The sequence below is a fragment of the Kluyvera sp. STS39-E genome (assembly GCF_040932435.1).
GTDB lineage: Bacteria > Pseudomonadota > Gammaproteobacteria > Enterobacterales > Enterobacteriaceae > Kluyvera.
The window spans coordinates 1-19,831 of the sequence record NZ_JBFQGA010000006.1; the positions used below are offsets into that span (position 1 = coordinate 1).

A 19,831-nucleotide genomic window follows, 5' to 3' on the forward strand; every position below is an offset into this window, starting at 1 on the left:
CATGCACTGTTCTGATTTTCGCAGCACCGCCTCAACGTGGTCAGCATGCCAACCTTTCTCTGGTAGCTCACAGCCGCAATAAGCACAACGGCCACCGAATTTCATGCGCAGAACTGCGCGTTGTTTCTTCGTCAGTGCCATCAGGCTTCTCCTTCGATAACCTGGATGCCAGCCCCTGAAAGCGTTTGGCTGATTTTCGCAACAGCCTCAACAGCACCTGCGTTATGCGCGTTCAGCTCCAGGTTTGTCATGCCACGTCGCTTTGATTCTGCAATGGTGATGCGTGCTTCTGGCAGCTTCACGGTGACGGTGCGGGACTCTGATTCCAGTTGCGGCAGGTCAGGAGTCTTAACACCAAATAGCGCCGCCAGTGCCCGGTAGTTCTGCTCGCTGTGATAGCGACCTTTGCAGCGAACCAGTTTCTCGGCGGCGGCGGTTATTTCCTGCGCCTTCTCCAGCGCCTCTACCAGCGCCAGAATGTTCTCTGGACTTGCTTCGTCCTGCCAAAGGTCAGATGTGTCACTCTCTGCTCGGTGTGCAATTTCAGACTCAGCGGCAAGGCGTAACGTTTTAGCCAGTGCGGTGATATCGCTCATTGGGCTGACTCCTGAAGACCAATAGCCTCTGCAATTTCAGCCAGAACTTCTGCTGACTCTCCGGTTTCTCCAACCGGCTTATTCATCCAGTCAAAAGACACAAGACGCCCCGCATCGATTACTCCGATGTTGAAGTCATCACTGCCTTGCATCTTGAATCCGTGCTTAATGGCCTTGTCACGCTTATCGAATTCGACGCAATCAGAGGTGTATTCAATTCCTCCGCCGTTTTCGTTGCACCACAGGTATTGCTGAATGACGATGTATGACTTACTCATGCTCGGCTCCTTGGCGTAACTGTGCGGCAAATCCATTGCAGAGTTCTCCGGCATCCTGCAGGACCAAGCGCGCATCTTCATGCAACCCTTGGGCGTATTGTTTCAGGTATTCGCCAGCCTGCTCGGCCCCTTTCGCTCGAACGTCAGCCAGATACGTGTCTGTTGCCTTGAATGGATTCTCAGCTTCAACATCGCGAGATACATATGCGTTGATTTCAGAAACGTAATCCAGCGGAATACCGGCGTACATGTATTCATCAGCATTCACGTACTCGTCGTGGTTTTCGCTAATGTCTGTCAACAGGCGCAACATTTGCGCGTTTTCCGCTACTACCGCCGCCCGAAGCTCGATGGATTCAGTAAGGGCGACGTATACGGTATCCAGCCGGGTAATGACCTCAGTCATTATTTGGCGCTGCGCTGGTGGTAGGTCACCGACGGTCGCGTGCGCTTTTGCAATAAGCTCTTTCACTTTCAAGCGGCACATTTGCGGATCTCCATCAGTTCGTTAAAGCGATTAATGAAGAGGCCGAATGCTTGCCCAGGGCGGAGAGGAATAACTTGAATGAGGTCCGAGCATGGGATCCCATCCAGACAATCCCACTTCGATCCGTCATCGATTTCCAGATCACGGCGCTCGGTGGCCAGCATAGTTAGATCTGCATATTTCACGACTTCGGTATGTTCCAACGGAATATCGAACTTGAACCGGATAAGGTCATCAACATAAGTCTCGATACGGCGGTAATCCGGCAGCAGCGCTTTCAGTGGTGCCGGTATGTCCTGGCAATAAGCTTCTGCGGCATCATGCATCAGCGCTTCAAAGGCGAATTCTGGCGGGACAATCTGGCTTACCAATACCGAGTGCTGCGCCACGCTGTAGAACTCCGGCAGGTGCCCGGCAAAGCGGCAGATATGGGAGAGGGCGGTCGCGATATCTTCAATATCAATATCGTCCACGGTAGCGGTCAGGTAGTTAAATTTCTTGCCGGATAATGTCTGAATGTAACTCATTTCTTTCTCCATATTAGCGCGCTGCACCGCGCCATTAAATTAATGAATTGCTGAATTTAGCGTGCAGCAACCCAACCCATTGCATGGGTTAATTACGATCTGGGTTATTAGGCTGCTGGTTTTTGTTGCTGTTCTTCTTTGTACGAAAGAAGCTCACACATCTGGTTTACTACTTTGCTGAATTGGAATAAATCCGTTCCGGCCTGATGGCGCCATTGGAATGCTTGATCATCTTCATCGTTGAATGTCTGCGCTTGGGTATTGATGCGCGAAAAATGGAAATTTTCGGTGAGAATGAAAGATACGCCGCATCCTGCGAGCTCCATTTTATCAGCGGTGAAGCCACTATTAAGGCTATCGGCCAGTTCACTTTGAATTGATTCGTGTTCAGCTGAGTAGCGAATAACTTCCTTTTGATCGGCAAGGCGAGACAGCTGGATATAATTGCCGACGGTAAACCCTTCAAAGGCATTGGCCACGCCGTTGATATAGTTTTTCAATCGCGTAGTTAAACCGTTTTTAATATCGCTGATGTTGATTGTTTCAGTCTTAACGGAGCCGACAACTTTAACCAGCATAGCCCCAGCCATACCGGCAATATTTTTATTGGTCGTATTGACCACTAATAGCTTTTCATCGGTGCTGTACAACGCAAGGATCAGCGTTGATTTGACGAATGCCTGCTTACATAGGTCAACGCGTACGCTGTCGATAATTGCCAATCGTTCGACACGTTTAATTTTATTCCCGGACATATCTTCGATTCTTTGGATACGTGCTGCGGCTTCTTTCATAACAACATGCTGGGGAATGATTTTCTGATCATGGCGGATCACGATGGCGTACCCGCCTGATATTGGGGTAACCAGTTCGCCGGTGATCGGGTTTGGAACAAAAGAGGTACGGGAAAACTCAGTTTCACCGATCTCGGAGTAGGGGAGTTCGAGAAGGTGCCCCTCGATTGCCTCAATGCTTGGCAATGTTGCGCGGTACACAATAGCGTTACGGAATTTTGGTAATTTCATTTAACTTTCCTCTGCACAAGGTTTCATCCATACATGTAGTTGTGGCGGTGGTGCCTCCACCTGCCAGCCCGGCCAGAACTGGCGACGTACACTAACCAAGACGCATTTTCATTTTTAAAGTTGAATATGCTGGTGGCCTCGTCACGTGCGCATAGCCGCATTACCACAACTGGAAGCGCACTCCGGTTTATGTTTCACACCTGTCACCCATAACTGGTAGAAAGGAGTGCGCTTTCATGTTGTGTGCCTGTCTTTTCACCACGTCAGGCTCGGTGGTATCTTGGAGTTCCTACACAGCCAAGAAGGAAACTAGCAATGACCAAAGAAGAAAAAATCCTGTATTTATTTGAACTATCAGTTAATACCCACACTGCGTATCAAGCGGCAGCGATGGTAGCTAATGAGAAATTCACAACGTCCGAAAAACCAATGGAAGACATCAGCAAGCTATACGACAAGTTCGAAGAGCTACTCGACAAAAAGTTTGCTGACGCTGGGTTTAAGTGATTTTTGAATAATCGATAAAACCCAACTTAAATTTTCTTGGGTGGGCGCAATGTCTCTGGCGATGAGCTCACTCTTCAAAATGCCCAGCAACTCAGAACTAATTTGCAGGATGTCGCTTTCCTGCTTGATAACCGTCGCCATAAATCCCCCTTGGACCTACCAATTAACCTGCGAATCATCCGGTCATTCATACGCCACCGGCGGCTACTTCGTGGGCGTCCTGCCTGTTCGCTGTTTCTAATAGGTACATTATGTACCGCTAGGGTACATTGTCAAGAATAAAAAAACCTGCCGAAGCAGGTTTATGTTCTTACGTTAAAGCTTATGTCTGTGCCTTCGCGGTTTTCCAGAGAAGACGACAGTTCCAATAATTGAGCAATTGCCATTAATCCTGATATATGGCTCTGGCCAGTTAACGTTTAAAGCCTTAAGAAACTTTTCGCCGCTGTCTTCTATCAACCGTTTAAAGGTCGTTTCGCCAGAATCGTGCATTAAAGCTATTACATCATCGCCATGAGATGCGGCGACCTCTGGGTCTACAAAAATCATATCACCAGGTCGATATTCGTCGATCATTGAATCACCAATGACGCGCAGAATGTAAGTCATTGGCCCGCACGGAACAGGACAAGGATATGTTTCTACACTACTCAAATCTACCTCTGCATAACCAGCATCGGTCCATGCTCCGGCCTGTACCCAGGAAATAACCGGGACCATTTTAATCGTTCTATTAACGTCAGATACGTCTGGTGATTTTGCAATGTTGGTTGTTTGGTGTTCGGTGTCTAGCCAACCTTGTGGCAGGTCGAAACATTTTTCAATGTGCCTAGCCATAGCGTCACCAATACCCTTAGTGGCACCTTCACCCATAAACCGGCTGGTTTGTGTAGGTTCACGATCGATCATGTTGGCGAAATAGGTATTTCCGCCGACACCATCTCTCAATTTTCGGGCGTTTAATCGCCTGATTTCCTGGATTGTTTTCATCCGCAAATTAAACAATGTGTACCTCTATGGTACAAGTACCTTGTAGGTTCATTTCTTTCGTGTAATATGTACACAGGAGGTACATATTATGAAAGAGTATTGGGACTCTTTAACAAGAGAGCAGCAAGGCGACTTAGCTTGCAGTGTTGGTTCTACGCCGGGTTACCTGCGTTTGGTTTTCAATGGCTACAAAAAGGCAGGTTTTTCCCTAGCTAAAAAACTGGAAGAAACCACGGCTGGGATAATCAGCAAATCTGATCTTCGCCCTGATATTTACCCTAAACAGTAGCAGGCGAGATGATTTTTAAAACCACAGAGAAAAGGGGTTAACCGTGGGTAACGAACCTATGTGGAAAGTCGAACGTCAGCCAGCCTGGCTGGTGGCCGCACTTAAAAAGACGATTACCGATCTGCCTGGTGGATATGTTGAAGCAGCGGAATGGTTAGGAACGACCGAAAACTCGTTGTTTAACCGCCTGCGTACCGAAGGCGATCAAATTTTCCCGCTTGGCTGGGCGATGGTGTTACAGCGTGCTGGTGGTTCAAGCCACATTGCTGATGCCGTTGCGCACCACACCAACGGTGTATTCGTAAAGCTCCCGGACATTGAGCAGATGGGAAACGAGGAACTGCTGACGAAATTCAATGAGCTGCTGGCAGCGTTGGGCCGTTTTGCTCAATTCCACAATGAGTCAACAGCGGACGGTGTGTTGGATAACGAGGAAAACAAAAAGATGAAGGCAAAAGGCTACCGGGTGCAGTCGCTGGTGGCAGAAATAATGGTAGTGACAGAAATGTTATTTGGGGAAGGTGACGCCCGCGAGTGTGCAGCTCCGGGCGTCCTGGCGAATAACTCTACGTGTATGGAGAAAAAATCCGCATGACCAGTTTAACGGCTTTTAACCGTTTACCGCAACTCAGGATGATCCCGGTGCCGGGTTCTCCGTTGTTTCGGTATGAACGCAGAGTATCAAACCGCTGGGTTCCATGTAACCACAGTCGGGCCGTATCCATTGTGGGGGTCTACTACCGGAGGGCAAAACGCTTATGCGCGTACTTAACCGAAGGTACCGGGACCACCGCGGCGTGCCAGTCCGTGTTATCCGCTGGGAACCAGAAACACAGCGCGTTATCTACTTGCGCGACAGCTACCCACACGAGTGCTTCAGCCCACTCGAACTGTTTCGCAAAAAGTTCAGGGAGATAACGGAAGATCATGAGCACTAAATTAACCGGCTACGTATGGGATGGTTGCGCGGCGTCGGGCATGAAGTTGTCGAGTGTTGCGATTATGGCTCGCCTGGCTGATTTCAGCAGCGACGAGGGCGTGTGCTGGCCGTCTATCGAGACTATTGCTCGTCAGCTTGGCGCAGGGCCGAGCACCATCAGAACGGCAATCGCGAAGCTTGAAAAAGAGGGCTGGCTTACCCGTACCCAGCGCCGTAACGGCAACCGCAATGCATCGAATGTGTACCGCTTGAATGTAGTGAAACTTCAGGCTGCTGCCTTTTCTCAACTGTCAGATTCTGACACGTCAAAAACTGATGCATCAAAATTTGACGCCTCAAAATCTGACCCGTCGAAATCCGGTCAGCCTGGCGGTTTTGACCCGTCAGAATCTGGCGGGGATCCGTCAGTAAAATCAAAACCAGAACCACAAGTAACTACTAAAACCCCTTGTCCGGTTGCGGCGCAACCAGACCCTGAAATTGTGATTACTGACCAGGCGATTGTCGTTTTAACTCACCTGAACCAGATCAGCGGATCCCGGTACCAGAAATCAAAAACCTCGCTGGAAAACATCCGAGCCCGTTTGCGTGAGGGTTACAGCGTTGCCGACCTGCAGCTGGTGGTTGACCTGAAGCATGAGCACTGGAACGGGAACGATGAACAGTACCAGTACATGCGACCGGAAACGTTGTTCGGGCCGAAGAAGTTCGAAGGTTACCTGTCCAGTGCAACCCGCTGGGAGAACAAAGGCCGTCCCACTCGTGATACCTGGGATAAAACCCGCGAACGCGACATAAACGCCATCAGCCAACCTAACGACACTATTCCACCGGGGTTCAGAGGATGATTAAAAATAAATACTGCCAGGCGCTGGCGGAAATGCGCAGCAAAAGCGCGCACAAATTGAAAGAAGTTGGCGATCAATGGCGTACCCCGGATCTGCTTTTTTGGGGCATCAATGCGATGTTTGGCCCGTTGGTTCTCGACCTGTTTGCTGATGACGATAACGCGAAGTGCCCAGCATGGTACACCGCTGAAGATAACGCTTTAACGCAGGACTGGTCATCCCGTTTGCTGGAGCTCGGCGGCGCTGGTTATGGCAACCCGCCATACAGCCGGTCGCAGTATCACGAAAAACAGGCAATCACCGGCATGCGTCACATCATTGCGTACACATTGGCAATGAGAGAACAGGGCGGGCGCTACGTCTTTCTAATCAAAGCGGCAACGGGTGAAGTGTGGTGGCCGGAAGAAGCGGATCATGTCGCGTTTATCCGTGGGCGTATCAGTTTCGATCTGCCTGTGTGGTACCGACCAGAAGAAGGGCAACCGTCCGAATCGTCTGCTGGGTTTAGTGCTGCGATTGCGGTATTCGATAAGTCATGGCGTGGAGAGCGTTTCAGCTACATCTGCCGCGGCGAGCTGGAAGAAAAAGGACGTGCGTCTATGGCGCTGGCCACCTTTGCTGCCGGTAGAGTTCAGCCACCAGCCGTGCAGCCAGTTCAGAAGGAAGAACAAGCCGCGGCGCCGCATGTATTACCGGGAACAGAATCACGCATCTGGCCACTTGAGGTAGGCATTGTGTTTAACCAGGTAGATGGCGCTGACGTACTGGATATGTCGCAGCAGAACAAACTAAAAGCCCACATCAACCAGCTCTGGCTGGAACGTACCCCCACCAGCGAGATTATCGCTATCGCGCGCGGCCTGACCGGGAGCATGTTGGGGGTGACCTGTGCGTGAAATTATCGTTGATAACTTTGCTGGTGGCGGTGGCGCATCAACCGGCATTGAGCTGGCGATCGGGCGTAGCGTGGATATTGCTATTAACCACGATGAAAATGCCATCGCAATGCACAAAACAAACCACCCGGACACGCTTCATTACTGCGAATCGGTGTTTGATGTTGATCCAGTTGCGGCCACCGGCGGTAACGCTGTCGGCCTGGCATGGTTTAGCCCTGATTGCCGTCACTTCTCAAAAGCGAAGGGCGCAAAGCCAGTGAAGAAGGAAATCCGTGGGCTGGCGTGGATTGTCCTGCGCTGGGCACTGGCGAAACGTCCTCGTGTGATGATGCTGGAGAACGTTGAAGAGTTTAAAACGTGGGGGCCGCTGCTTGGTGATGAAATGCGCCCGGATCCTGCGCGTATTGGCGAGACCTTCAAAGCTTTTGTTGGCATGTTATCCACTGGCATTGCGGCGGATCATCCTGCGCTGGATGAGGTTTGCGAGTTCCTAGGGATCGAGCCTGAAAGTATGCAGGCGAGGCAACTGGTCGACGGGCTTGGGTATGCCGTTGATTTTCGCGAGCTCCGCGCGTGTGACTACGGCGCACCTACTATCCGGAAACGCTTTTTCATGGTTATGCGCTGCGATGGCCACGCAATTGAATGGCCTGCTGTAACCCATGGGGATCCGAAATCGCTTGAAGTGCAGAGTGGCAATCTCGCACCATGGCGCACAGCTGCCGAATGTATCGACTGGAATATCCCGGCGCTGTCCATCTTTGACCGTAAAAAACCACTGGCAGAAAACACGCTTAAACGCATCGCGCGGGGCATCCAGCGCTTTGTTATTGAGAGCGCATCGCCGTTTATCGTGAAGTGTAATCACACCAGCACCAAAACGAGTTACGACTGTTTCCGTGGGCAGGCGCTGGCCGAACCACTACAGACAATCACAAAAACCCATGGTTATGCGGTTGCTGTTCCACACCTGACGAAATTCCGAACTGGTGCAACCGGGCAACCCGTTACCGAACCAGTACCAACGGTGACCGCTGGCACATCGAAACGCCCTGGCGGTAATGGGCATGCGCTCGGTGTCGTTGAAGCTGCATTAACGCCATTCCTGGCTGGCAATGGTGGTAGTGAATACCAGGCGAAGCCACGACCACTGGATAAACCTGCGCATACCATCCTCAAACAATCCCGCGCCTGTCTGGTCACGCCGGTTATCGCCCGTCAGTTTGGTGCCAGTATCGGCCACCGGGTAGATGAGCCAAGCGCAACTATTACAGCAGGTGGTGGCGGCAAATCGCAGCTGGTTACGCCGACGCTGATCCAGATGGGCTACGGGGAGCGACCAGGGCAAGAGCCTCGAGTGCTGCAACTGAATAACCCATTGGGCACGGTGACTGCCGGCGGCAATAAGTTTGCGACGGTCAGCGCTTTCCTCGCGAAACACTATGGCGGGAATTATACCGGTCCGGGTGTCAGGCTCGATGAGCCAGCACACTCTGTGACAACGGTAGACCATCACGCTGTTGTCGCTTCTCATCTGGTGAAACTGCGCGGTACCTGCCGCGATGGGCAGCGCCTGGACGAGCCAATGCCGACTATCACTGCTGGTGGGCAGCACGTCGGCGAGGTTCGGACCTTCCTCGAGACCTACTGCGGGGAGAGCTCAGACGAATGGCTGGTGACCATCGAGGGGGTTAAATACCAGATCGTGGATATCGGGATGCGCATGCTTCAGCCGCATGAACTGTACAAGGCTCAGGGTTTCCCCGACGGCTACGTTATCGATCAGGACTTCCGTGGCAAGAAATACGCCAAAGACAAACAGGTAGCGCGCTGTGGTAATGCTGTGCCGCCTCCATTCGCCGAGGCGCTTGTGCGCGCAAACTTACCGGAGCTCTGCGTGAGCAAAGAGGAAAAAGCAGCATGATGGATTTAACTTCGCGTCAGCAGCACGTTCTGGATCTCCTGATCGCTTACCAGCGTGAACATGGTTTCCCGCCTACCAACTTTGAACTGGCCGGGCTGCTGGGTTGCAGCTCACCAAATGCGGCAGCGGATCACCTGCGTGCGCTTGAGAAAAAAGGGGCTATCAGTATCACCCGCGGTGTCTCCCGCGGGATCTCCATTACCCAACTGAAGCCTAAGAATACCGGCGCGGTGGGTATGACTCTTGTCCTTCCTTTCCCGCCGAGCGTTAACACCTACTGGCGCGCCCCTAACAAGGGGCCGCTGGCCGGTCGCCACCTGGTCAGCGCTGACGGTCGCAAATTCCAGAGCGCGGCCTGTGCGGCAATCATTGAGCAGCTTCGCCGCCTGCCTAAGCCGTCAACCGAGCAGGCTGCCGTTGAAATCACCCTTTACCCGCCGGACGCGCGCCGCCGTGATCTGGACAACTACAACAAAGCGCTGTTTGACGCGCTGACGCATGCAGGCGTTTGGGAGGACGACAGCCAGGTGAAACGCATGCTGGTGGAGTGGGGCCCAATAGTGCCGAAAGGGCGGGTAGAAATAACCATTACGCCATTCAACAAAGGGGAAAATATATGTCCAACTGTGGGTTGAATGAGTGGCGCGATGGCAGTAATGTCGGACAGTGCAAGCGAAACGGGCGTGCAGGCCCTTCGCAACAATCAGTGTATGGAGAGAATATGACCAATCATCATGTTATGGGCACTGCTACGCCCAAAAATCACTCGTTGTTTGTTATTGATGGCGTTTCGGTACGTCGTGACATCATGGGGCGCTACTGCCTGAATGATCTTCATCGTGCCGCCGGTGCCCTCGATAAACACAAACCAGCCTTCTGGCTCAGGAATGAACAAACTGAACAGCTAATCGGCGAGTTGCTAATTTGCAACTCGGAAATCCCCGAGCCTGTTAGCGTTGTACGTGGCGGTAGAGAGCAAGGTACGTATGTGTGCCGTGAGCTGGTATATGCCTACGCCATGTGGATAAGCGCCGCCTTTAACCTAAAGGTGATCCGCACCTTCGATACGCTCCACTCTGCAGCATCATCAGCAATTACCGCCGACCGCATTCAGGCCGGGGTCATATTGCTGGAGTCGGCATCACGTATGTTAAACCTCTCTAATTCCTCAAAGCTTGGTGCATACCAGAAGCTGCAGCAGGTAGCCGGATTGCCGGATCTAATGCCCTCATATGCTATCGATGCGCCAGCAGGTGCCCTCGACGGCTCCAGTCGGCCGACACAATCCCTCAGTGCTTTACTGAAAGCCAATAATGTCAGGTTGTCTGCAAATCAGGCATATCAGCAGTTGGCGAAACTCGGAGTAGTTGAGCAGAAAGAACGTCGCAGCAGGACGGGAGCCAATGGGGTTAAAAAATTCTGGTCCATGACTGCCAAAGGTTGCATGTACGGGAAAAACATCACAAGCCCTGCGAATCCTCGCGAAACACAACCGCACTTCTTTGAATCAAAATTCTCAGAACTGCTTAAGTTGCTTGAAACGGTCCATTGATAGGGTGTGATACTGATGAGAGCCTTATTCACACCTGAAATAGTGCCGCGCCTTGGCATGGTACTAATCAAGCCCGGTCGGGAGTTAATGCACCTGTTCGCATCTGGACGGGTGCTGGTTGAGCGGGAGCCTGAAAATATGGCGCGATTCCCGTCAGGCCGGATCCCCGATGCTCGCCAGCCGCTGTTGGAGGATTCTTGCTTAACTACCTTTTTTACTGATGAGCGGGTTATTGCCGCTGCTGGTGGAGTGGCTGGTCTTGAGCATTGGCTGCAGCAGCGTTTTACGAAATGCCAATACCCGGACCCGGACTACCATCACGCTGAGTTAACGACGCTATGGCATCAGCCAGGAGCGCTGGTGGTGTGTTGGCATTGTGATAACAAATTACGTGGGCAGACGACGGACAAATTACGGGCGCTTGCGCTGGGCAATGTTGCCGAGTGGGTTATTGACACCGTGCAGGCGGGGCTGGGCTACAACAAAGAACGCACTCTTTCTTTAGCTGAGCTTTGCTGGTGGGCAGTTCAGTCAGGGATTGCGGCTGCTATCACTGAAGGAATGGCGCATCGGGCGCTAAGGATTCCAGAAGAGCCTTTTTTATCTGTTTACCGGGAAAGCGACATTGTACCTATGCCACCGGCCACCAGCATTGTGCAGGCGAAAGCTAAACCCGTTGATGCTTTATCGCCGCGACGTCATGACACTGAAAGCACCGACACTCAAAAGCCAATTATGGCGTTAGCTATTGATCCGGAGTCGCCAGAATCCTTTTTGTTGCGGCCTAAGCGCCGCCGCTGGGTGAGTGAGCAATATACCCGATGGGTTAAAACGCAGCCCTGCGAAGGTTGCCGGCGGCCAGCAGATGATCCGCATCATATCGTTGGGCACGGTATGGGTGGTACAGCAACAAAAGCCCACGACCTCTTCGTGATCCCTCTGTGCAGAGAGTGTCACGACGAACTACACGCCGGTGTATCGACATTCGAACAGAAACACGGCACGCAGCTGGAGTTGTTGCTGCGTTTTCTGGATCGGGCGCTGGCGATTGGCGTAATTGCGAAAGCTTAAGTGTATGGAGCGCTAAACCGCATGAATGAACAGAATCTGAATTATGTTAGGAATGAACTTCGCCGGGCCCTACTGGATCTGTCCGGCGGGACCAAAGGGCAGCTCGAGGCATTTAGTGAACATCCACCAGCGGATAAGAATGCCACGCCGCGCCGTTGCGTTAACCTCGTTGAGCTGGAGGGCGAGTCGGGGACCCGCTTTGTTAACTCGCTGAGCGCACCCTTGTATGTGCTGGAGACACGCAGCCGCCGCCGACCAATGCCGCCAATTAAAGATATGGAGTTTGAATCAGCACCGTGGCGCCGCGCTGTTAATTCCCTGAATGAATATCAGCAGGCCTGGCTGCGATATTGCTACGGGTTCGACCTCAGCTATAAGCATCAGGTGATGATGTGCGAGCACGTCTGGAATAACTATCAGAAATGCCAAGTGGATAACCCGTTACAATCCCGCGTCATTAAAAAGCTGATCGGGCTGGTATGGCTGGCAGGGCAGGAAGTCGCCGCCATGAGAAGTAATGAAACCTATAAAGACTATGCTGGTGCAGCGCTGGCACGAATGGTTAGTGTTGACCGTTCAACCTGGCTGCGTGTGTATTCGAGCCATTGGGCAGCGTTGAAAGCGGCATTTGCGGATCTGGATGAGCACGCCTTGAGCCTGACGCTAGATCACTTTGAAGATGAAGAAGTGCTTAAAGTGGTGGAAATGTGAAGTAAATTTCACTATCTCCGTCAATCACGCTTGCAAAATGCAACAAAATAAGCCATATTTGAAGCATATTTGATATGTTGCCAAAGTTTTATAAACCCGCCCTTGAGCGGGTTTTTTTATGGCTAAACATCTTGCCTGGCGTGTTAACGCGCTAGTGGTCGCAGAATTGAATTCTTCTCTTGCTGGGCTAAGCGACCAGAGTTATCTGTATGTCACGCCACTTATTAAAGGTAAAAAGACATGCTAAAACAGCAAGATATGACAGAAACAGCAAAGGCTGTTTTCAACGAATTGAGCGATAAACCGGCTACGGCTGGGGAAATTGCACAGAATACCCATCTTAGCCGCGAACGTTGCCAGCTCATTCTCACGCAGCTGGTGATGGCGGGGTTATCTGATTACCAGTTTGGATGTTATAAGCGCCTCCAGTAATGGGGGCTTTCTGCTGTGGAAATGGGCGGCTGGTGGGTGTTGTAGCACCCGGCCAGCCATCAGCTCATGCTTTCAGGTCACAAGCTAACCAAGGCCCACTGCTTTAGCGCAAAAGCAAAGTGAGGTTATCAGAGTTACGCTTACTGATCTATGAAAAATACTGTAAAAATAAACAGTGTTGAGTTAATCAACGCTGATAGCCTGCATTACATCGCCACTCTCCCCGATAACTCCATTGACCTGATTGTTACCGATCCGCCTTATTTCAAGGTGAAGCCGAACGGCTGGGACAATCAATGGAAAGGGGATGAGGACTACTTACGCTGGCTTGATAGCTGTTTAGCTGAGTATGCCCGAGTCCTAAAACCTGCCGGCAGCATTTATCTGTTTTGTGGTCACCGGCTGGCCTCAGATATTGAGATCATGATGCGGGAACGGTTCAACGTCCTGAACCATATCATCTGGGCTAAACCGTCGGGTCGCTGGAATGGATGCAACAAAGAAAGCCTGCGCGCTTATTTTCCGGCAACGGAACGGATTCTGTTCGCTGAACATTATCTGGGACCGTATACAGGGAAAGAGGATGCTTACGAGAGAAAAAGCACAGAGCTAAAGCAGCACATCATGACGCCGCTTATCGACTATTTCCGCAATGCCCGAGAATCATTGGGTGTGAGTTCGAAAGAGATAGCCGAGGCAACAGGCAAGAAAAATATGGCGTCTCACTGGTTCGGTGTAAGCCAGTGGCAGCTGCCGAACGAGGTGGATTACCGGAAACTGCAGGAATTGTTCAGCCGGATCGCCATCGAGAAACACCTGCAACAAAAGCTGGAACATCCACACCACCAGCTGGTGGCTACCTACCAGTCATTGAATCGCAAATATTCGGAATTGCTGGAAGAGTATAAAACGCTTCGGCGTTGCTTCTCTGTATCTGCTGCCGTTCCGTATACCGACGTATGGACACACAAGCCCGTTCAGTTTTATCCAGGCAAACATCCATGCGAAAAGCCAGCCGACATGCTGAAGCAGATTATAAGCGCCAGCAGCAGGCCGGGCGATATTGTTGCCGATTTCTTTATGGGGTCAGGTTCCACTGTGAAAGCAGCAATGGAACTAGGCCGCCGCGCTATTGGTGTTGAACTTGAAACTGATCGCTTCATGCAGACGGTCAGCGAGATTGAGCAAATCAAAAAAACATAAACGGACACCATACATCTGGCTGCTGTGGTGACCACCAAATTCAGGCTCCGGGAATCACTCCTAACTTACCCTTTGACATAAGAGCCCGACGTGCCTGACCCTTTCAAACACACACAGCGCCATCCGAAATATCCGGAGGTGAGGCTATGACCCGAATGAGCACAATTTACAGCAGACTTTCATATGGGACGGGAACCGCGTTGACTGGCTGCGGTGTCTCTGCAAAGGCCCATGCCGAAATAACTAAAGAGGTATCGTGGATGCTGGCCGACAAAGTGGCAGGACTCGGTTTAAGTGACTGGGCAATTATTGTCGGTATCGCATGCACCGTTATCACCTGCGGCGTGAACTGGTATTTCCGCTGGAAAGAACGGGAGGACCGACGTAATGGCTATGTCTCCAAAGTTGAGGAATAGCGTTATTGCGGCGGTGCCGCTTGGCGCTATCGCTATCGCTTCCGCGTTAATCACCGGACCTACCGGAAACGATGGTCTTGAAGGTGTTCGATATGAGCCGTATCAGGATGTGATCGACAAATGGACGGTGTGTTACGGCCACACCGGCAGCGACATTATGCTCGGGAAAACCTACACGGAAGGGGAGTGTAGGGCATTGCTCAACAAAGACCTTGCCACCGTAGCAAGTCAGATTAACCCCTACATTAAGGTTCCAATCCCAGAAACCACACGCGGTGCGCTTTATTCGTTCGTTTACAACGTCGGGGCCGGTAACTTCAAAACCTCCACGCTGCTGAGAACAATCAATCAGGGTGACATTAAAGGCGCATGCGAGCAGTTGCGGCGCTGGACTTATGCAGGCGGCAAGCAATGGAAAGGGCTAATTACCCGTAGAGAGATTGAGCGCGAAGTTTGCCTGTGGGGTCAGAAGCCACAAAGTCTAGGGGTGTTCTGATGAGCCTGCGAACTCAGCTTATTGTCTCTATGTTGCTGGTGGCTTGCGCATTTCTCGCTGGCAGTGAGTGGACGAACCGCAGCTGGAAAACAAAGTGGGCTAACCGGGATAGCGCGGAATCTTCACAGGAAGCGAACGCACAGACCGCTGCTCGCATGATTGAACAAGGGCGAACAATAGCCCGGGATGAGGCCGTTAATAATGCTCAAGCTCAAGCAGCGCGTGCTGCCGTTACTTCTGCTGGCCTGGCTACCACTGTTAGCCAGCTGCAACAGCAAGCCAGAAAGCTCGCTACCCGCCTGGACGCCGCAAAGCACACCGCAGATCTTACCGCTGCCGTCAGAAGCAAAACAGCCGGAGCTGATGCCGCAATGCTCGCCGACATGCTCGGAAGTCTTGCAGAAGAAGCTCGATATTATGCTGGACGATCTGACGAAAGCTACCGAGCAGGAATGACGTGTGAGCGGATTTACGAATCTGTGAGAGCAACGAACAACCAATAGGTGACCCATGCTGCTAGTTTTCATCCTCTTGTCGATATGGCTCTGTCGGCAACATGAGGAATGCCGCTGGCCTTCGGTCTACCTTAATATCTCATCGCTGATGCTCTGTTCTGAGCATCCGGCGCGCGGTAAAGGGCTGCGTTGAGATAAGAACCTAATCATTACAGAAGCTCTTCATTGAGGGGCTTCGATAATGGTGATGGATATCACAATTTTAATTGTGGTTGACATAATGCACTGATTTGTAATGGTTATTTTTTTGTTGGTATAATTAGTCCGTTCCGATGAAAGGGGGTTAATATGCTGACAATAATTTTGTTTGGGGCTGGGCGGTCTGGCGTGATTTGGCCTACCGAAGAAATTAACAAAGTGATAAAGGTTCCAGACTGCCAGGTTAAGGCTCGCGAAATACTTGGCGGCAGGGCGGTCATGCCCGATGTTGAGTATCAGGTTTTTGAGTTCCTGGTGGATGGAAAGGTTTATCTGATTGGAGTAAATGGCGATAGGCCAAGCGACGATGTGATTAAGTCCCACATCAGGCATGGCGATCCCAAGCCGAGACCATACAAAACACTATAACCGCCTTCGGGCGGTTTTTTGTTTCTGTAAGCGGGAGAAAGTATGAGCACTCTCAAAGACCTTTCTCTGCAACTAAAAAAAGTGCAGAAACAACTTCCGTTTGCGACAGCACAGGCAATGACAAAAGTTGTACGTCAGATAGAAACGGCACAGAAAACAGCGTTTGAACGCCATCTAGAGAGCCCTACACCGTTCACTGTTAAATCGGTTGGATCGGTGGCGGCAAGAAAGAACAATCTGACCGCAAAGGTTTTTGTCCGTGATACCGCTGCCGGTTATCTGGAGCCATTTGAGTTTGGTGGAGAGCACAAACTCAATAGCCAGGCTCTTTTAAATCCCAAAAACGTCAAGCTGAACAAATACGGCAACATGCCGCGCAATAAGCTCTCACAGCTTAAAGCAAAGGAAAATGTATTCGTAGGTGAAGTGGATGGTATTAACGCTGTTTGGCAGCGTAAGAAGCCGATGAAAGCGAAGAAGCGACGGGCCAAGCGCTCCGCTAATGGGACGCGAAGGCCGAAGCGTAAACAGCGTTCTCCGAAGCTTTTAATCCGGTTTGGTGATGCGCTACCTGTGACCCCTGTTCTGGGCTACATGGACCGCTCACGCGCAATGGCATCCGGTTTGCTACCGGGAGCGCTGAGCACCGCCATTGCTGAAGCAATTAGGACGGCAAAATGACCCCAAACTTTTTTGGGTCCTTCCTGCGACTTTTGTAAGGCACGGGCATTGCGCGCCGCGTTGTTTTCCTAGCTATAAAATTTGAATTTGTGTCCCATGTCCCACCTATGGCGATCATTACGGACACCGCGCCAGCTCTCGTTATTCCAGTTTATTCCAGTGGGACATTCTGGTGGGACATCGCAAAAATGTCCCAGGTGAATGTCCCACCCCTAAAAATGTCCCAGGTGATGTCCCATGACTACGATGAACCAGAGTCAGTACGCACAACATTCAGGTGTTGATCGCAAAACGATTGGCCGGTGGATTAAAGCCGGGCGCTTCATCGTGATGGAAGGTGACCTGATTGATGTTGAAGCCAGTGATGCAGCGCTAAAGAAAAATCGTGATGGCAAAGACCCGCGAGCCACGAACGCGAAAAAAAAGAAAACGTCAGCCGTCAGTAATGATGGTGATACCGAAATTGAGAAAGCGGTCCAGCAAATTATTCTTACCGAAGGTGCAAACCTGACCAGGGAAGAGGCTGCAAGGATACGCGAGAACTATATGGCTCTGCTGGCCAAGCTTCAGTATGAAAAAGACAGCGGCCAGACAATTGAACTGGTTGCCGCCGAGGAGGTTCTTTTCAACGCCTTTCGCCAACAGCGTGATGCCTGGCTGAACTGGCCTTCCCGTGTGGCGCCGTTGATTGCTGCTGATCTGGATGTGCCAGCGGACAGGATGACAGAGGTGCTGATTGAACATGTCCACAAACATATCTCAGTCCTCGGAGAGCCAGAATTTAACCCAGCGGAAGATTGAGCGACTCAGGCTTAGCGTTCGGAAAGGATGGACTCCGCCGCCGCGCATCAGCGTCCCACAGTGGGCCGATGACTTCCGGAAGCTGGCGAAAGAAGCTGGCAGCACCTCCGGGAACTGGGAAACATCAACGGTAGAAATTGCCCGCGGTCCTATGCTGGCCGCGACTGAATCTGGCGTCCACGTTATTACCGTGATGTGCTGTACCCAGTTAATGAAAACCGCATTACTGGAAAACCTGTTCGGTTATTTCGCGCACCTCGATCCATGCCCGATTTTGCTTCTGCAGCCGAAAGAAGAAGCCGCAGAGCAGTTTTCAAAAGAACGTATCAGCCCGCTGGTTCGTGTAACACCTGTCCTGCGTAAGATCATCGGCGACTCAAAACAGAAGAGTTCGAAAGAAACCATTCTGTATAAAGCCTTCACGGGAGGATTTCTGGCGCTGGCCGGCGCCGGTAGTCCCGATAACCTTGCCCGCCGACCGATCCGTGTTCTGCTGGCGGATGAGGTGGATAAATATCCGATTACCCGCGAGGGCGATCCCATTGCCCTGGCGGAAGAGCGAACCGCAACATTTGGCCTCAACTGGCTGTCTGTGCGGGCCTGTTCACCGACGGTTGAAGATGAGAGCCGGATTGCTGACAGTTACGAAGATTCAGATCAGCGTCGGGCCTCTGTAGTTTGCCCCCATTGCGGTCACCGACAGCTCCTGGATTTCTTTAAGCATGTTCAGTGGCCGAAAGTAAGTGATAAGCACCTGACGAAATCGGCCATGATCCATTGTGAATGTTGTGGTGCAGGGTGGTCGGAAGGTGAGCGACTGCGTGCATTACAGACAATTCGCTGGCACCAGACCAAACCGTTTGAATGCTGTGGTTCCCGCCATTCACCATTAATGGCATATGACCAGAAATGGCACGAAAGCGATGAGGGAAGTGTTGATGACGTCTGGCGCTGGTCGGAGTCGGAACGACACGCCGTATATCGGGCTATTTGCCCGGACTGTGGTACCGAAGCGCTGGACAACCACCACGCCGGATACCAGGCGTCCAAACTGTTCAGCCCCTGGCAAAAAGACAAGCCATCAGATATTGCGAAAAAATATCTCGATGCAAAAGGCGATCCGGATAAAGAACAGGCCTGGTGGAATACCCAAATGGGATTGCCGCACCGGCCTAACCATGGGAAACAGCTCCCTGTTGATGTTCTGCTGGCGCGACGGGAAATCTTCCTGGCCGTCGTGCCGGATGGAGTAGTTTTGTTAACTGCCGGCGTCGACACCCAGGATGACCGATTCGAAATCACCATCACTGGCTGGGGGCGTGACGAAGAATCGTGGTCAGTCGCGCATGACGTCATTTATGGTGATCTGGAGACAGAGGAGCCATGGAGGCGACTGGATGCGTACCTGAAGCAGATCTGGCGGCGTGGTGACGGACGCGGGCTGAATATTATGGCTGCATGCATGGACTCCGGCGGTCACCATACGCAGAAGGTTTACGAATTCGCCAAAGAACGTCTTGGGCGCCGCATATGGGCAATTAAAGGGGAATCGGCGCAGGGTGGAAAACGTAATCCTGTCTGGCCGACTAAGAGACCATCCCTGAGAAGTAAGGCTAGTTTCCGCCCCATTATTCTTGGGGTTAATTCAGCGAAAGACGTCATACGTGGTCGCCTGCATCTTGAACCACCCAAATTGGGTGGTTCAGCTGCGGGATATATGCATTTCCCTGACGATCGCGATCTGGGTTATTTCAACCAACTGTTGGCCGAAAGACTGGTTTACAAAGTAGTGGCCGGACAGCGGTTCAGTGTCTGGGAATCCATCCCCGGCCGGGCGAACGAAGCGCTCGACTGTCTCGTTTACAGCTATGCCGCGCTGTGTGGGCTGAAGCATATGGGCTTAAAACTCAATGTCCGGGTCGCTAACCTTCAGGCTGATCCCGATAAGTTCCTTCCGGCGCCAGCCGAGCCAGAAGAAAAAATCAATTACGAGTTACCGGGTGCCATCGTGGATGAGTCCACGACTCCTGTTAAGCGTAAGAACATTTCTAAACTCCTGCCGCAATAAGGAAAACC

The 19,831-nt window shown here is 51.7% G+C and carries 27 protein-coding genes and 3 pseudogenes; 22 read left to right on the forward strand and 8 right to left on the reverse strand.

What is annotated here, in order from left to right:
• From AB4K05_RS14000 to rdgC, 6 genes and pseudogenes are all read right to left on the reverse strand, one after another.
• Positions 1-141, reverse strand: a pseudogene (locus AB4K05_RS14000) (HNH endonuclease); the annotation flags it as partial.
• A 173-nt stretch (positions 142-314) separates the two neighbouring features.
• A pseudogene (locus AB4K05_RS14005) lies at positions 315-458 on the reverse strand (ead/Ea22-like family protein); the annotation flags it as partial.
• Positions 459-592: 134 nt separating this feature from the next.
• Positions 593-874 (reverse strand): antitoxin, encoded by a 282-nt coding sequence (locus AB4K05_RS14010; RefSeq protein ID WP_368480574.1) that lies wholly within the window; start codon positions 872-874, stop codon positions 593-595.
• Positions 867-1,361 carry a hypothetical protein gene (locus AB4K05_RS14015; protein ID WP_368480575.1) on the reverse strand — a complete coding sequence of 165 codons (495 nt, stop codon included), beginning with the start codon at positions 1,359-1,361 and terminating at the stop codon, positions 867-869. The genes AB4K05_RS14010 and AB4K05_RS14015 overlap by 8 nt, the downstream gene beginning before the upstream one ends.
• On the reverse strand, positions 1,349-1,888 hold the full coding sequence (locus tag AB4K05_RS14020; RefSeq protein ID WP_368480576.1) for an HD family hydrolase: 540 nt from the start codon (positions 1,886-1,888) through the stop codon (positions 1,349-1,351). Before AB4K05_RS14020 ends, AB4K05_RS14015 begins: the two co-directional genes overlap by 13 nt.
• A 107-nt stretch (positions 1,889-1,995) precedes the next feature.
• Positions 1,996-2,913 carry a recombination-associated protein RdgC gene (rdgC, locus tag AB4K05_RS14025; RefSeq protein ID WP_368480577.1) on the reverse strand — a complete coding sequence of 306 codons (918 nt, stop codon included), beginning with the start codon at positions 2,911-2,913 and terminating at the stop codon, positions 1,996-1,998.
• A 315-nt stretch (positions 2,914-3,228) separates the two neighbouring features.
• On the opposite strand from rdgC, the gene AB4K05_RS14030 reads away from it, so the two are divergent.
• Positions 3,229-3,420 carry a hypothetical protein gene (locus AB4K05_RS14030; protein ID WP_368480578.1) on the forward strand — a complete coding sequence of 64 codons (192 nt, stop codon included), beginning with the start codon at positions 3,229-3,231 and terminating at the stop codon, positions 3,418-3,420.
• On the opposite strand, the gene AB4K05_RS14035 is transcribed toward AB4K05_RS14030, so the two are convergent.
• Together AB4K05_RS14035 and AB4K05_RS14040 are read right to left on the reverse strand one after the other, a co-directional pair.
• Entirely contained in the window at positions 3,382-3,561 is a 180-nt protein-coding gene (locus AB4K05_RS14035; protein WP_368480579.1) for a hypothetical protein, read from the reverse strand. The genes AB4K05_RS14030 and AB4K05_RS14035 overlap by 39 nt on opposite strands.
• A gap of 174 nt (positions 3,562-3,735) precedes the next feature.
• Positions 3,736-4,410: a LexA family protein gene (locus AB4K05_RS14040; protein WP_368480580.1), complete on the reverse strand. Its 675-nt coding sequence runs from the start codon at positions 4,408-4,410 to the stop codon at positions 3,736-3,738.
• 88 nt (positions 4,411-4,498) lie between these two features.
• On the opposite strand from AB4K05_RS14040, the gene AB4K05_RS14045 reads away from it, so the two are divergent.
• The 21 genes and pseudogenes from AB4K05_RS14045 (at position 4,499) to AB4K05_RS14145 (ending at position 19,823) form a co-directional block, all read left to right on the forward strand.
• On the forward strand, positions 4,499-4,699 hold the full coding sequence (locus AB4K05_RS14045) for a transcriptional regulator (protein WP_368480581.1): 201 nt from the start codon (positions 4,499-4,501) through the stop codon (positions 4,697-4,699).
• Between the two features lie 43 nt (positions 4,700-4,742).
• Positions 4,743-5,294, forward strand: coding sequence for a YmfL family putative regulatory protein (locus AB4K05_RS14050; RefSeq protein WP_061279085.1), 552 nt, complete (start codon positions 4,743-4,745; stop codon positions 5,292-5,294).
• Positions 5,295-5,457: 163 nt separating this feature from the next.
• Positions 5,458-5,637, forward strand: coding sequence for a DUF4222 domain-containing protein (locus AB4K05_RS14055; protein WP_281549160.1), 180 nt, complete (start codon positions 5,458-5,460; stop codon positions 5,635-5,637).
• Positions 5,627-6,487 (forward strand): conserved phage C-terminal domain-containing protein, encoded by an 861-nt coding sequence (locus AB4K05_RS14060; protein WP_368480582.1) that lies wholly within the window; start codon positions 5,627-5,629, stop codon positions 6,485-6,487. The genes AB4K05_RS14055 and AB4K05_RS14060 overlap by 11 nt, the downstream gene beginning before the upstream one ends.
• Positions 6,484-7,383, forward strand: coding sequence for a phage N-6-adenine-methyltransferase (locus AB4K05_RS14065; protein WP_368480583.1), 900 nt, complete (start codon positions 6,484-6,486; stop codon positions 7,381-7,383). Before AB4K05_RS14060 ends, AB4K05_RS14065 begins: the two co-directional genes overlap by 4 nt.
• Entirely contained in the window at positions 7,376-9,310 is a 1,935-nt protein-coding gene (locus tag AB4K05_RS14070; RefSeq protein WP_368480584.1) for a DNA cytosine methyltransferase, read from the forward strand. The genes AB4K05_RS14065 and AB4K05_RS14070 overlap by 8 nt, the downstream gene beginning before the upstream one ends.
• Positions 9,310-9,441 (forward strand): annotated as a pseudogene (locus AB4K05_RS14075) (SOS-response repressor and protease LexA); the annotation flags it as partial. The gene AB4K05_RS14070 and the pseudogene AB4K05_RS14075, both read left to right, overlap by 1 nt.
• A 105-nt stretch (positions 9,442-9,546) precedes the next feature.
• Positions 9,547-9,945 carry a RusA family crossover junction endodeoxyribonuclease gene (locus AB4K05_RS14080; protein WP_281549174.1) on the forward strand — a complete coding sequence of 133 codons (399 nt, stop codon included), beginning with the start codon at positions 9,547-9,549 and terminating at the stop codon, positions 9,943-9,945.
• 86 nt (positions 9,946-10,031) lie between these two features.
• Positions 10,032-10,862: a KilA-N domain-containing protein gene (locus tag AB4K05_RS14085; RefSeq protein WP_281549156.1), complete on the forward strand. Its 831-nt coding sequence runs from the start codon at positions 10,032-10,034 to the stop codon at positions 10,860-10,862.
• Positions 10,863-10,877: 15 nt separating this feature from the next.
• Positions 10,878-11,933 carry a DUF968 domain-containing protein gene (locus AB4K05_RS14090; protein WP_368480585.1) on the forward strand — a complete coding sequence of 352 codons (1,056 nt, stop codon included), beginning with the start codon at positions 10,878-10,880 and terminating at the stop codon, positions 11,931-11,933.
• A gap of 21 nt (positions 11,934-11,954) precedes the next feature.
• A complete protein-coding gene (locus AB4K05_RS14095) occupies positions 11,955-12,644 on the forward strand; it encodes a bacteriophage antitermination protein Q (protein ID WP_368480586.1) in 690 nt (229 codons plus the stop codon).
• Between the two features lie 240 nt (positions 12,645-12,884).
• On the forward strand, positions 12,885-13,076 hold the full coding sequence (locus tag AB4K05_RS14100) for a TrmB family transcriptional regulator (protein WP_123915071.1): 192 nt from the start codon (positions 12,885-12,887) through the stop codon (positions 13,074-13,076).
• A 150-nt stretch (positions 13,077-13,226) separates the two neighbouring features.
• Positions 13,227-14,279, forward strand: coding sequence for a site-specific DNA-methyltransferase (locus AB4K05_RS14105; protein ID WP_368480587.1), 1,053 nt, complete (start codon positions 13,227-13,229; stop codon positions 14,277-14,279).
• A gap of 146 nt (positions 14,280-14,425) precedes the next feature.
• Positions 14,426-14,695, forward strand: a complete 270-nt coding sequence (locus AB4K05_RS14110) for an HP1 family phage holin (RefSeq protein ID WP_220438746.1) — start codon at positions 14,426-14,428, stop codon at positions 14,693-14,695.
• Positions 14,667-15,191 (forward strand): lysozyme, encoded by a 525-nt coding sequence (locus AB4K05_RS14115; protein ID WP_368480588.1) that lies wholly within the window; start codon positions 14,667-14,669, stop codon positions 15,189-15,191. The genes AB4K05_RS14110 and AB4K05_RS14115 overlap by 29 nt, the downstream gene beginning before the upstream one ends.
• Positions 15,191-15,694 carry a DUF2514 domain-containing protein gene (locus AB4K05_RS14120; protein WP_333009932.1) on the forward strand — a complete coding sequence of 168 codons (504 nt, stop codon included), beginning with the start codon at positions 15,191-15,193 and terminating at the stop codon, positions 15,692-15,694. Before AB4K05_RS14115 ends, AB4K05_RS14120 begins: the two co-directional genes overlap by 1 nt.
• A 7-nt stretch (positions 15,695-15,701) precedes the next feature.
• Positions 15,702-15,839 (forward strand): hypothetical protein, encoded by a 138-nt coding sequence (locus AB4K05_RS14125; protein ID WP_333009933.1) that lies wholly within the window; start codon positions 15,702-15,704, stop codon positions 15,837-15,839.
• 155 nt (positions 15,840-15,994) lie between these two features.
• Positions 15,995-16,273 carry a hypothetical protein gene (locus AB4K05_RS14130; protein WP_220438749.1) on the forward strand — a complete coding sequence of 93 codons (279 nt, stop codon included), beginning with the start codon at positions 15,995-15,997 and terminating at the stop codon, positions 16,271-16,273.
• Positions 16,274-16,315: 42 nt separating this feature from the next.
• On the forward strand, positions 16,316-16,954 hold the full coding sequence (locus tag AB4K05_RS14135) for a hypothetical protein (protein ID WP_368480589.1): 639 nt from the start codon (positions 16,316-16,318) through the stop codon (positions 16,952-16,954).
• 237 nt (positions 16,955-17,191) lie between these two features.
• Positions 17,192-17,755 (forward strand): hypothetical protein, encoded by a 564-nt coding sequence (locus AB4K05_RS14140; protein WP_368480590.1) that lies wholly within the window; start codon positions 17,192-17,194, stop codon positions 17,753-17,755.
• Complete coding sequence (locus AB4K05_RS14145) at positions 17,697-19,823, forward strand: phage terminase large subunit family protein (RefSeq protein ID WP_368480591.1); 2,127 nt, start codon at positions 17,697-17,699, stop codon at positions 19,821-19,823. The genes AB4K05_RS14140 and AB4K05_RS14145 overlap by 59 nt, the downstream gene beginning before the upstream one ends.
• The last annotated feature ends 8 nt before the right edge of the window (positions 19,824-19,831 follow it).